Genomic DNA, 11,918 nt, shown 5'->3' with positions numbered 1-11,918 from the left:
ACTCGTTGTTTTTTTCGTATTTAAATATAGAGCTATTTAACTGCATCTTTCAAAGCTTTACCAGGTTTAAACGCAGGAACCTTAGTTGCAGGAATAGTTAAAGTTTCGCCAGTTTGTGGGTTTCTACCTTTTCTAGCTGCACGATTACGTACTTCAAAAGAACCAAAACCTATAATTTGTACTTTTTCACCTTTAGCCAAGTTATCCTTGATTGATCCGATTAAAGCATCGATGACTTTTTCTGCCACGTTTTGCTTAAGTTCTGCTCTTGCTGCAACCTCTTTAGTGAGTTCAGATTTGTTAATTGAAGCCATAATTCTTCTCTTTTCTATAAAAATTTATACTTATTCAATGCTGTTAAATAGTTCGTATTTTTCTATACTAATCCACCTAAAGCATTGTGTCGCTTGATATCCGGCAACTTTTATTATTTTAGCACAGATAATGCTACCTTCAATAGTAAAAAGCTAAATGTTAACTTAATTTTTGTTGATCTAACAAGCGGTTGACCATTTGCAGATAGTTCAAATAAAGAGGTTTGAAGCGAGAATGTTTTTCTTTTTGCCAAGGCTTGGGTTTACCGCAAAAATGCAAAATTGAAGTGTTTTTCATGACCCATTCTGTGTTAATTTCACCAGTGCTTCTAGCCAAGTAAACTGAAAAAGCTCTTGCATCATAGTTCCAACGTGTTTCAGGAATTTTGAGTATATCCTCGCCATATAAGTAGTTTAGAATATCCTGATCAGGCAAAATCAGGGTATCATGATGTTGTTCAATTGCTTGAGTGATATCTTCAATTTTGATCTTTTTTCTCATTTGGTCCAAATCCATTAACATTATTCCAGAGTTAAAGTATCCAGTTGAAGTCCCAAGTCTGATATTATTGATTGAACTCATAATATCTGTTAAACCCTCATGAACCGAAGCAGCAAACATTTTACCTTCAAGATCTAATTGCCATAATGGCACGACTGAGTTTATAACTAATATGTCCGGATCAAGGTAAATAATTCGATGTAAGTTTGCAGGCAAAATTTTACTTGAAAGTAGCCTAAAGTACATTTCCTTGGGGTAATCATGCAAGTTTAGCAATGATTTTGGAAATTTAATTTTTTTGTTCATAGTTAGGGTTGATACTTTAATTCTAATTTTTGTACCAAATTTTTTAAGTTTATTTAGAGCATGTTGATCAATATTATCGTAAATTAACCAGACATGGAACTCCTCAGTCATATTGTTCAGTCTGAGGGAATACATCATCACTTCAAGTGGTTTGATATAGTTTTGGTCAATAGTAACCAATATTTCGATCGGTTCTTTTTGAGGATTATTCATAAAGTCTTCCTTTACCAGTTTCTTGTTTATTTTCACTATTTATTAGTATAAAGCAAAACATGTTAAGATACCTCATAATATAAGTTGTAAAAATAACATAGTGTGAAAATATCATAACTAAATTTGTTGTCTTAGATTTTACCAAGGAAATTATTTATTCAAAGTAGTAGAATGTATATAAATAAAGTTTTAACAAAGAGGTATTAACATGAAGAAAAAATTATTGCTAAGTTTAACTGGAATTACTTCTTTAATATTGGGACTATCTGTTAGCAAACCAGTTGTAGCTGCAAATTCGTCAATTCAAGGACAGAATCCTGCTACAGCTAAAGAAACAAATACTGCAACTCAGAGTGACAGCAATAAGGAACAAACTAACTCAAACGAAACATCTACTACTGGCAATTCATCCAAAAATACTAATAATTTAAGTAAAGTTTTAAAGTATTTGCAAAAAAGTGTCATATTAAAAAAGCCAGCATATATTTATGATAACAAAGGCAAAAAGATAAAAAATAAAAAACTAAAAAAAGGAACAATTATATATGTTTCCGGTCTTAATACTGCTAAAGGACACAGCTTTTTACAAATAAGTACTAAAAGTAAGAAAAAACAATATATTAAACCAGGAAATGTTAAAATTCTAAAAATTAAAGTTTATAAAGTTAAGAAAAACGCCAAAGTTTACGACAAAAAGGGTAGACTAGTGGTAATAGGAAATAAATATCCATTTGTTAAAAAAGGAGTAAAGATTCCCGTCTATTACCTGAAGAAAATTAATGGGCAAAAATTTGCGGGAATTTCTAATACCCAATTTTTAAAATGGTCTGATTTAGTTCATAAGACTAATTAAAATTGCTTTAGAATAATGGTAGTTAAAGAATTTACAGAAAGAGGTACTAAAATGACTGATGCAGTTTTAAAGAGAGTAGCTATTAGGAAATATACAGCTGAAAAAGTCTCTGAAGACGACATAAAAGCATTGATTGCAGCATTTCAAGCTTCACCTTGTGGTATGCACCAAGCTGATGTGATGCAGATGACAGTGGTTAAAGATGAGAATTTGTTATCTGAAATTGAACAGGTAACAAGCAATGCTTGTTACAATGCTCCTTTATTGTTTATTATTAATGTCAAAAAAGGTAATGAATTTGGTGAGAGAGATGCTTCAGTTGCTGCAGAAAATTTGATGGTAGAGGCAGCAGCACTTAACTTGGGTTCAGTTTATCTAATGAATGCAGCAAATGTGTTAAATTCTGCTAAAAGTTTAGAACAAAAGTTGGAAGTTCCAGAAGATTTTGAAACTAGTGTCATTGTGGCCTGCGGACATGCTGCAGAGCAACCAAATGATGACAGGTCAAATAGATATAAAGTTGTAAGAAAATAACTGCTTTAAAAGACTTAATATTAAAACTGTAGTCCTATTTTTAACTGATGTGGCTACAGTTTTTTTGACAAGAAAATTAAATTTATTAAAGCCAGAATGGTTTATGGCTATCTTACTTGATATAATAATTATGTAAGCGTTACATTTTTTTACTTAAGGAGCAAGTTTCATGAAAAAGATTATTAATGATCCAGCAAATGTTGTACCGGAAATGGTTGAAGGAATGGTCAGATCATATCCCCAGTATATTGCCAAGGTTAAGGATACTGAAGCTGTTATGAGAGCAGATAAAGATTCTATGACGGGAAAAGTCGGTATTGTAAGTGGCGGAGGTTCAGGTCATGAACCTACTCATGCTGGTTTTGTGGGCAAAGGAATGCTTAGTGCAGCTGTTTGCGGACAAGTTTTTACTTCCCCAACTCCAGATCAAGTATATGAGGCTATTAAGGCTGTTAATCAAGGTCAGGGCGTTTTTTTAGTAATTAAAAATTATTCAGGCGATGTGATGAATTTTGATATGGCTAAAGATATGGCTGATATGGACAATATTAAGGTCAAGTCAATTGTGGTAGATGATGATATTGCCGTCGAAAATAGTACATTTACCCAAGGAAGACGAGGAGTAGCAGGAACTTTGTTCATGCACAAGATTTTAGGAGCAATGGCTCAAAATGGTGCCAGTCTAGACGAGATTGATGCGACAGCCAAAAAGGTATTGCCTAATATTAAAACAATCGCGGTTGCTTTGTCTGCTGCTACCAATCCTGAAACAGGTAAACCCGGTTTTGTTCTCAAAGATAATGAAATTGAATACGGTATTGGTATTCACTCAGAGCCTGGATACCGGCGTGAACAGATTAAACCTGCTAAAGATTTAGTAACGGAATTAGTGGGCAAATTAAATGATGAAATGCATTTAGACCAAAATAAGAAATATGCTGTGTTGGTAAATGGTATGGGCGCTACACCATTAATGGAACAATACATTTTTAGTAATGATTTACTTAACAAACTAGCAGAGTTCAATGTCAAGCCAGCTTTCATGAAAGTGGGTAATTACATGACTTCGCTTGATATGGCAGGTATTTCACTCACAATATTTGAATTAGCTGATGACAAGTGGCTTGATTATCTCAATCAGCCAGTAGAAACAATTGCTTGGTAAAAGGAGAAGTTAATATGGGCTTAACAGTTAAAAATGTGATTGAATGGATGAATAATTTTTCTGCTAAAATTGGACAAAATAAGCAATTTTTAAGTGATCTGGATACTGCGATTGGCGATGGTGACCACGGTTTTAATATGAGCCGAGGTATGACAGCGGTTAGTCAAAAATTAAGTACTGAGCCCAAAACCATCACAGATGCTTTTAAGCAAATCGCTATGACTCTCATTTCTACAGTTGGTGGGGCCTCTGGTCCACTTTATGGAACTGCTTTCTTGGAAATGGCGAAGAAAAGCAGCACAAGTTCAGACATAGGAGACTTACTGGCTGCTGCATTGACAGGTATTAAAAAACGTGGTGGTGCTGAACCTGGTGATAAAACCATGGTTGATGTGTGGACCGCATTAGTTCCAGAAGTTAAAACCAATAAGCTAACACAGGAAAAAATCGCTTCAGCTGTAGAGGCAACCAAAGACTTAGTTGCCAAAAAAGGTCGTGCTTCATATTTAGGCGAAAGATCAAAAGGCCATGTTGATCCTGGCTCGCAATCAAGTGGGTACCTTTTTGAGGCGTTACTTGAAACAGAAGGTATCTTATGAGTTTAGGCATTACTTTAGTATCCCATGTTCCAGAGATTGTAACCGGTTTGTCTGAGCTATTGGAACAGGTTGCAAAAGATGTGTCAATTACCACTGCGGGTGGAACTAACGCTGATGATCTTGGCACCAGTATGGACAAAATTTTGCAGGCTTTTTCTGAAAATAAAGCTGATGAAATATTGGCATTTTATGATTTAGGCAGTGCCAAAATGAATCTTGAACTAGCAACGGAAATGACATCTAAAAAGATTCATCTATATGATGTAGCCTTTATCGAAGGGGCTTATACTGCCGCTACTTTAATTGAGGCGGGGGTCAAGTTAACGGAGATAGAAGGACAGCTTAAGCCCCTAGCCCTTAAGAAATAGGATAAATACTAGATTTATATTGAGTAAAAATAACACTAAACGTATCCTAACTTAATTTTAGCCGAAAAATTTGGAACCCCTTTTAAATCTTATGTTATAAAATAACAACAAATTGAGTTTTTTTGGAAAGATAGTTTTATTTAAAGAAAGGGTTTACATAAACACAATTTTATAATATATTGAATCTGGGAGTAATTTACTACTAAACATTATTTTGGGTTTCAAAGGAAGTCCAATAATCGAAGTAGGAGATTAAAAATGAATAATAGCTTAACAATGCAAGTAGTGGGAGAGTTCCTCGGAACTATTATCTTGGTATTGCTTGGAGATGGCGTTTGTGCCGGTGTCAATTTGAATAAGTCGAAGTCAAAGGGCAGTGGCTGGATCGTTATTTCTTTTGGCTGGGGCTTTGCCGTGACATTTGGTGTATTCTGTGTTAGCTGGCTTTGTCCAGGTCACTTTAATCCGGCAGTGTCACTAGGTATGGCAATTGCCAATAAGTTGCCATGGTCTTCCGTTCTGCCATATATGTTGGCACAGACAGCTGGAGGCTTTATTGGTGGTATCTTGGTATGGCTAACCTATTTTCCTCACTGGCAAGAAACAACTGATCAAGATGGTATTTTAGGGTCGTTTGCTACGACACCAGCTATAAGAAATTACGGTTGGAATTTCTTTACTGAGACGATTGCTACCTTTGTTTTGGTATTTGGCTTGTTGGGATTGACCAATACAAAATTAGCTCCAGGATTTAATCCATTGTTAGCTGGATTTTTGATTACAGCGATTTGTTTGTCTTTAGGAGGACCGACTGGAATCGCGATTAATCCAGCCCGTGATTTGGGACCTAGACTGGCTCACCAATTTATGCCGATTGCCAATAAAGGTGGTTCAGATTGGGCTTATAGCTGGGTTCCGATTTTTGGCCCACTTCTTGGCGGAGTAATTGCTGCATTATTATTCAATGTTATTGTATAAAAAAGCATAAGCTTTTGATAACACCTTCAAATTTGTAAAGTTTGGGGGTGTTTTTTGTATCTAATCCATTTTCCTTATCCGGTCTGATTTTATTAAAGAATAAGTTTTCTAGTTTAAAACAATTCAAATTAAAATTGCAGAGCTTGAACGCTCATGTACTAAATATTTTTTGTTGCTTTATTAAGCTTAATCTTCTAGCATTATTTAAATTCATTTTTATAAAAAATTGTTTATCAGCAACGATTTTCACTAGATCAGGCTATATTCTACTGAAAATTGTGTTAGGTGCTTGTTTTTTGCTGCTTTAGTTTAGTATTATTAGCATTAGATTGAATTAAAAAGGCGGTTTAAATGAATAATTGGGCTGTAATATCAACTTGGAGTATGTCGTATGACGGATTGGTGAAAGCGGCAGAGCTGTTGAAAAAGGATAAAAGTGCTGGGGATGCTGTTGAAAATTTGCTAAGAAAAGTCGAATCATATCCCCTTTATAAATCCGTGGGATATGGCGGACTTCCTAACGAAGACGGAGTTGTTCAAATGGATGCTGCATTCATGGACGGTGACACCTTGGCACAAGGTTCTGTAGCTGCAATTGAGAACGTAAAACATGCTGTTTCAGTTGCTCGAAGACTAAGCTTAAATAAGATCAACAGCTTTTTAGTCGGAGAAGGAGCGACTAAATATGCAATGCAGAATGGCTTTGAAATGACTAATATGTTGACTGAAAGGGCCAAAACTATCTGGCAGAACAAGGTAAAACAGCAACTTCAATCAGACCTGCATCCCTATGATGGTCATGATACCGTAGGAGCAATAACTCTTGATCGAAATGGTTCGCTGGCAGCTGCTACATCAACCTCCGGCTTATTTATGAAGAAAAATGGTAGAATCGGCGATTCACCTCTGTCCGGATCTGGATTTTATGCGGATAGTCACATTGGAGCTGCGACTGCAACTGGCCTAGGAGAAGACATCATGAAGGGCTGCCTTTCATACGAAATAGTCCGTAAAATGGCAGAAGGAAAGTCTCCCCAAGAAGCCTGTGATGCTACAGTTTATCCGTTTTGTAATGATTTAAAGAAGCGTTATGGTAAAGTAGGCGAAATTTCCCTCATTGCCTTGAATAAAAAAGGCGAGTGGGGTGTAGCTACTAACGTGGAGTTTCCTTTTTGTATTGCTGCTAAAAAGCAAGAACCTCAGATATTAATGGCAAATCCGGGGCTGCACAATAACACCAAAATTGAACCAATTTCTCAAGCCTGGTTAGATAACTACCAAAAGCAAATCAAAGCTCCTGTAAAGTAATCATTGTTAAAAAGAAAGTGAAGTTAGATGTTAAAAGAAGCATGTGTAGAAAATTTTACTAGTATTCCTTATGTGATTAATAAAGGTGCTGACAGAATTGAACTGAATAATAACTTAACATTAGGTGGCACCACGCCTTCTTATGGAGTTATCAAAAAAGCAGTTACTTATGCCTCTAATTTTCACATACCAGTTATTGTGATGATTAGGCCGAGGGGTGGAAATTTTTGTTATAGTGAAAGTGAAATAGAAATAATGGCCAGTGATTTAGAAATAGCAGCTAAATTAGGTGCTCAAGGAGTCACCTTTGGCTGTTTAACCTCTCAAAATCATTTGGATAAAGTAAAAATGAAGCGTCTTATTTCATTAGCCAGATCTTTAAATATTGATGTTGTCATGCACATGGCTTTTGACGCAATGCCTTTAACTGAGCAAGAAGATGGACTAAACTGGTTAGCGAATAATGGTGTTAAGAGAATTTTGACACATGGCGGAGAGTTATCAATTCCTGTTTTAAATACCATTTCTCATCTAAAAGAAATTGTTAACTGGGCAAACGGCAAGATAGAAATATTACCAGGTGGTGGCATTACCGCCAAAAATAGCACTTTAATTGCTGAAAGATTGCAGGTAGACCAGTTACATGGTACAAAAATTGTTGAATGAAATTAATTTTTAACATAGCTCAAAGTCTGATTACTGAAAAATAGTTGCACATCAAAATATACAGCCACTTTAAGCAATAAGGCATTAGTTTTATTTGTCTACAGCAGCTGGATAAGAAATTTAGGTAGTGCTTTTATTATTTTGACTAAAATATAGTTGACAGGAAATAAGTCATTGATTAAAATATCTTTAATATTGATAAAGCGATGAAAAGATAAGTAAGTTTGCAAGTAACGTTTTAGAGAGTCCTGTTGCTGAAAAGGGACCGTGATGGTAAGCTGAAAGTAACTTTGAGCTATATGGTGAAAGTTAGTAGCTATTATTGGGTACACCCATTAACGTGTTAGCGTATCGCAGTATGCCGTACGTGAAGTGACTGTGTTTTTGTCATCTTTAATGATAATTATTGCAGTAATATAGGTGGTACCGTGCTTAAGCACCCTTGATTTTCAAATCAAGGGTGCTTTTTTATTACCTAAATAAATTCATCAAGGCCCTTTATCTATATTAAGTGTTTATATTTTTCAGGAGGAACTGTAATGGAAGAAATCGAAAGAGATGTTAATACCAAGCCTTTATCATGGAAACAATATTTAGTAGTTGCATCATTGCTATTCGGTCTATTTTTTGGTGCCGGTAATTTAATTTTTCCACTTCATTTAGGCCAGCTTGCAGGAGCAAATTGGGGAATGGCCACTTTTGGCTTTTTAGTAACGGCTGTGCTTTTGCCACTATTAGCCGTTTTAGCTATTAGTGCCAGTCATGCTAAGGGGGTTTACGATATTGGCAAACCTTTGGGAAATAGTTTTGCTCTCGCGTTTATGGTTTTAATCCATTTGACCTTAGGACCATTATTTGCCACACCGCGGACCGCGAGTATTTCCTTTTCAGTTGGCTTGCAGCCGGTATTGCCGAAATCAGCCACTAAGCCGGCACTTTTAATATTCTCGGCAATATTCTTCATTTTGGCTTTTATTATTTCTTATAAGCAATCTACGATTTTGACCAGTATTGGCAAAATTTTAAATCCTTTGTTTTTATTGCTGTTATTTTCAATTTTTTTATTAGCTGCTATTTCTCCAATGGGTGCTGCCCAAAATCAAAATGTTACTGCGGCTTATCAAAGTGCACCTTTCTTTAATGGTTTTTTGGAAGGGTACAACACTATGGATGCACTGGCTGGATTGGCTTTTGGCTACACAATAGTTTCAGCCGTACGCCAACTTGGAAAAACTTCGGCGAAAAGTAACGCAAAAGTGACTGCCAGAGCCGGTGTGATTGCCACAAGTGCAATTGGTGTCATTTACGTTGGTTTAATTTGGGTTGGAGCAACGACATTAAATCAATTTAAAATTTCTGCTGAAGGCGGTACTGTCTTTAACCAAATAGTGACTTATTATCTGGGTGACTTTGGTCATGCGCTACTTGCTACGTTAGTTACACTAACCTGTTTAACTACAGCAGTCGGTTTGATTGCCGCTTTCGCGCAAGACTTTCACCGCAGTTTTAGTAAAATTAGTTACCATGGCTGGCTGACAATTATGACTATTGTTTCCTTCATTACTGCTAATTTTGGTTTGGACACAATTATTTCCTGGTCAACACCAATGTTAATGTTTTTATATCCAATCGCTATGGTATTGATTATATTGTCGATTTCTGGTTCTTTATTTGACCATGATCCAGTTGTTTACTTCTGGAGTATCGTCTTTACTTTTATTCCAGCCATTTTGGATATGATTGCGTCTTTTCCTGCGCTAGTTAGCAAACAAGCATGGGCACTACAATTAAGAGCATTCCAATTACAATTTCTTCCTTTTGCTGACATAGGTATGGACTGGGTTATTCCAGCAGTTATTGGATTAGCAATCGGTTTTATTGTTCACTTTTATCATAAGCAAAGAACTAATTAATTGTGTAAATATTGTTCGATTTCTCAAGCGCATCTTTTGACAACAACTGTTTATAAAAGTAGATTAAAGAAAAAGCAATTTTGTTAATGTAAAGGTAGGATTGAGTATTTTGGATAATATGAACATGAATCATAGTGAAAATATGAATCATTCAATGAACGCCAATTCTTCGATGAAAATGGGTAGTCATGACATGATGATGCATGGCGGTCATATGATGCATATGGGTAATTTGAAAAGAAAGTTTTGGCTTTCATTAATATTATCTTTGCCAATTATCTTTTTGTCCCCAGCAATGGGGGTCCATTTGCCATTTCAATTTTCTTTTCCAGGTTCTGAATGGGTTGTAGCCATTTTTGCCACAATTCTTTACTTCTATGGCGGTGAGCCCTTCTTATCAGGTGCATTTTATGAAATAAAAGCAAAAAAGCCTGAAATGATGACTTTGATTTCTTTAGGCATCACTACTGCTTATATTTATAGTATTTATGCTTTCGTTGAAAACAATTTACTAAGCAGTAAAGTCCATGTAATGGATTTCTTTTGGGAATTGGCAACTTTAATTTTAATTATGCTTTTAGGACATTGGATTGAAATGATGTCCGTGATGAATGCGAATAGCTCAGTTCATGATTTAGCAAAACTTCTACCAGATAAAGTTCACGTTCAAAATAATGGCCGAACAGAAGATGTGGCAATTAATGCTGTCCAAAAAAATGCTGTCATCTTAGTCAAAGCCGGTGAAAGTATTCCTCTTGATGGCGTAGTATTAAACGGTTCAAGTCAAGTAAATGAATCGCTCGTGACTGGAGAATCCAGTGCAGTTACGCGCAAAGAAAATGACAAAGTAATTGGTGGCTCGATAAATGGCTCTGGTACTTTAACTATCAAAGTTACTAGCTCCGCAAATTCAGGTTTCTTGGCCAATGTTAATAAGTTAGTGCAATCTTCTCAAATGAATAAATCACGGCTGCAAAACTTAGCCGATCGGGTTTCCAGCTGGTTATTTTATGCCGCACTTGTTTTTGGTATTATAGCTTTAATCGTTTGGACCAGTTTACGGGGAATTTCTGGCGGTCTTGAACGAATGGTAACTGTTTTAGTTATTGCTTGTCCTCATGCACTCGGTTTGGCTATTCCTTTAGTAAATGCCAAAAGTACCTCGATTGGTGCCAAAAACGGCTTGCTCATTAGAAACCGCAACGTTATCAGTGTTAGTTCAAAAATAAATTATCTTCTTTTAGACAAAACGGGAACTTTAACTGAAGGCAAATTTCAAGTAAGAAAATATGATAGTTTAAATAAAGCATATGATTCTGCTGAAATCATCAAACTGATCGCTTCACTTGAGCAAGATTCCAATCATCCAATTGCTCAAAGCATTTTACAATTTGCTAAGGAAAAAAATATTGAGCTCTATCCATTGTCAAACAGTAAGACTTTGGATGGTAAAGGTGTTTCTGGAACTTTAAATGGAAAGGAATATCAACTTGTAAATGAAAAAGCTGCTAGAAGTTTGGTGAGTCATTTCCCGGAAATTGATGCTTTAAATTACACTTCCAGCTATTTAGTTGCAGGAAATGAACTTTTAGGTTACGTAGCAGTTGGTGATGAAATAAAGAAAAATGCAGCAGCTTTGATTAAGCAAATTAAAGATCTTAACATTACACCGGTGATGCTAACCGGCGATAATGAAAAAGTCGCTCAGAGTATTGTGCAGAAACTAAAAATTTCCGAGGTTCACTCAGGCTTAATGCCAGCTGACAAACAAAAAATTGTCGCACAGCTTCAAGAAAAAGGAAACAAAGTCATGATGGTGGGAGACGGCATCAATGATGCTCCTAGCTTAGCTAAAGCTGATATTGGTGTAGCTATTGGTGCAGGAACTGATGTTGCCGTGGACTCAGCTGATGTTGTTTTAGTGAACAGTGAACCACTTGATATTATCAGTTTCCTCAACCTTGCTCAGCATACTCAAAGAAAAACCATCGAAAACTTATGGTGGGGAGCAGGCTACAATATCATAGCTTTACCACTGGCAGCGGGTATACTTGCACCATGGGGAATTTTGCTATCACCGGCTGTGGGAGCGATTTTAATGTCTTTGTCAACAGTTATCGTAGCTATTAATGCTGAAACACTAAAAATATAAATATCTAGTTAAGGCACTCAATAAGAGTGCTTTTTTGCTAAAATAAA

At 36.0% G+C, this 11,918-nt stretch carries 12 protein-coding genes and 1 other annotated feature; of the genes, 10 read left to right on the top strand and 2 right to left on the bottom strand.

Annotation, left to right across the window (positions count from 1 at the left end; all coding sequences use genetic code 11):
- Positions 1 to 32: 32 nt before the first annotated feature.
- Both LDX54_RS05385 and LDX54_RS05380 read right to left on the bottom strand, forming a co-directional pair.
- The gene (locus LDX54_RS05385; protein WP_046324922.1) at positions 33 to 314 is read right to left on the bottom strand and encodes an HU family DNA-binding protein; all 282 of its coding nucleotides are present in this window, start codon (positions 312 to 314) and stop codon (positions 33 to 35) included.
- 160 nt (positions 315 to 474) lie between these two features.
- Positions 475 to 1,335 carry a glycosyltransferase family 8 protein gene (locus LDX54_RS05380; RefSeq protein WP_265666669.1) on the bottom strand — a complete coding sequence of 287 codons (861 nt, stop codon included), beginning with the start codon at positions 1,333 to 1,335 and terminating at the stop codon, positions 475 to 477.
- A gap of 208 nt (positions 1,336 to 1,543) precedes the next feature.
- Between LDX54_RS05380 and LDX54_RS05375 the strand changes: the two genes are divergently transcribed.
- The 10 genes from LDX54_RS05375 to LDX54_RS05330 all read left to right on the top strand — a co-directional run bounded on the left by LDX54_RS05375 (position 1,544) and on the right by LDX54_RS05330 (position 11,871).
- Positions 1,544 to 2,188, top strand: coding sequence for an SLAP domain-containing protein (locus LDX54_RS05375; protein ID WP_110446157.1), 645 nt, complete (start codon positions 1,544 to 1,546; stop codon positions 2,186 to 2,188).
- Positions 2,189 to 2,239: 51 nt separating this feature from the next.
- Positions 2,240 to 2,722: a nitroreductase family protein gene (locus LDX54_RS05370; protein WP_265666670.1), complete on the top strand. Its 483-nt coding sequence runs from the start codon at positions 2,240 to 2,242 to the stop codon at positions 2,720 to 2,722.
- Positions 2,723 to 2,891: 169 nt separating this feature from the next.
- Positions 2,892 to 3,887: a dihydroxyacetone kinase subunit DhaK gene (dhaK, locus tag LDX54_RS05365; protein WP_198203091.1), complete on the top strand. Its 996-nt coding sequence runs from the start codon at positions 2,892 to 2,894 to the stop codon at positions 3,885 to 3,887.
- A 14-nt stretch (positions 3,888 to 3,901) separates the two neighbouring features.
- Positions 3,902 to 4,486, top strand: coding sequence for a dihydroxyacetone kinase subunit DhaL (gene dhaL / locus LDX54_RS05360; protein WP_265666671.1), 585 nt, complete (start codon positions 3,902 to 3,904; stop codon positions 4,484 to 4,486).
- On the top strand, positions 4,483 to 4,854 hold the full coding sequence (gene dhaM, locus LDX54_RS05355; protein ID WP_265666672.1) for a dihydroxyacetone kinase phosphoryl donor subunit DhaM: 372 nt from the start codon (positions 4,483 to 4,485) through the stop codon (positions 4,852 to 4,854). The genes dhaL and dhaM overlap by 4 nt, the downstream gene beginning before the upstream one ends.
- Positions 4,855 to 5,112: 258 nt before the next feature.
- Positions 5,113 to 5,832 carry an MIP/aquaporin family protein gene (locus LDX54_RS05350; RefSeq protein ID WP_110446153.1) on the top strand — a complete coding sequence of 240 codons (720 nt, stop codon included), beginning with the start codon at positions 5,113 to 5,115 and terminating at the stop codon, positions 5,830 to 5,832.
- Positions 5,833 to 6,183: 351 nt separating this feature from the next.
- Positions 6,184 to 7,140, top strand: coding sequence for a N(4)-(beta-N-acetylglucosaminyl)-L-asparaginase (locus LDX54_RS05345; RefSeq protein WP_265666673.1), 957 nt, complete (start codon positions 6,184 to 6,186; stop codon positions 7,138 to 7,140).
- A 27-nt stretch (positions 7,141 to 7,167) separates the two neighbouring features.
- Positions 7,168 to 7,806 (top strand): copper homeostasis protein CutC, encoded by a 639-nt coding sequence (locus tag LDX54_RS05340; RefSeq protein WP_265666674.1) that lies wholly within the window; start codon positions 7,168 to 7,170, stop codon positions 7,804 to 7,806.
- 197 nt (positions 7,807 to 8,003) lie between these two features.
- Positions 8,004 to 8,253 (top strand) — a binding site (T-box leader).
- Between the two features lie 92 nt (positions 8,254 to 8,345).
- Positions 8,346 to 9,719, top strand: coding sequence for a branched-chain amino acid transport system II carrier protein (gene brnQ / locus LDX54_RS05335; RefSeq protein ID WP_265666675.1), 1,374 nt, complete (start codon positions 8,346 to 8,348; stop codon positions 9,717 to 9,719).
- Positions 9,720 to 9,843: 124 nt separating this feature from the next.
- On the top strand, positions 9,844 to 11,871 hold the full coding sequence (locus LDX54_RS05330; RefSeq protein ID WP_348650908.1) for a copper-translocating P-type ATPase: 2,028 nt from the start codon (positions 9,844 to 9,846) through the stop codon (positions 11,869 to 11,871).
- Positions 11,872 to 11,918 lie beyond the last annotated feature (47 nt).

Source organism: Lactobacillus sp. IBH004 (assembly GCF_026185255.2).
In the GTDB taxonomy this organism is placed as follows: domain Bacteria; phylum Bacillota; class Bacilli; order Lactobacillales; family Lactobacillaceae; genus Lactobacillus; species Lactobacillus melliventris.
The sequence above is the reverse complement of the archived record's forward strand: the minus strand, read 5'-3'. Positions and strand labels throughout refer to the sequence as shown.

Coding starts and splice junctions, on each gene's coding strand:
- brnQ (WP_265666675.1), top strand. CDS start 8,346: ATGGAAGAAATCGAAAGAGATGTTAATACCAAGCCTTTATCATGGAAA.
- LDX54_RS05330 (WP_348650908.1), top strand. CDS start 9,844: ATGAATCATAGTGAAAATATGAATCATTCAATGAACGCCAATTCTTCG.
- dhaK (WP_198203091.1), top strand. CDS start 2,892: ATGAAAAAGATTATTAATGATCCAGCAAATGTTGTACCGGAAATGGTT.
- LDX54_RS05380 (WP_265666669.1), bottom strand. CDS start 1,335: ATGAATAATCCTCAAAAAGAACCGATCGAAATATTGGTTACTATTGAC.
- LDX54_RS05340 (WP_265666674.1), top strand. CDS start 7,168: ATGTTAAAAGAAGCATGTGTAGAAAATTTTACTAGTATTCCTTATGTG.
- dhaL (WP_265666671.1), top strand. CDS start 3,902: ATGGGCTTAACAGTTAAAAATGTGATTGAATGGATGAATAATTTTTCT.
- LDX54_RS05375 (WP_110446157.1), top strand. CDS start 1,544: ATGAAGAAAAAATTATTGCTAAGTTTAACTGGAATTACTTCTTTAATA.
- dhaM (WP_265666672.1), top strand. CDS start 4,483: ATGAGTTTAGGCATTACTTTAGTATCCCATGTTCCAGAGATTGTAACC.
- LDX54_RS05370 (WP_265666670.1), top strand. CDS start 2,240: ATGACTGATGCAGTTTTAAAGAGAGTAGCTATTAGGAAATATACAGCT.
- LDX54_RS05350 (WP_110446153.1), top strand. CDS start 5,113: ATGAATAATAGCTTAACAATGCAAGTAGTGGGAGAGTTCCTCGGAACT.
- LDX54_RS05345 (WP_265666673.1), top strand. CDS start 6,184: ATGAATAATTGGGCTGTAATATCAACTTGGAGTATGTCGTATGACGGA.
- LDX54_RS05385 (WP_046324922.1), bottom strand. CDS start 314: ATGGCTTCAATTAACAAATCTGAACTCACTAAAGAGGTTGCAGCAAGA.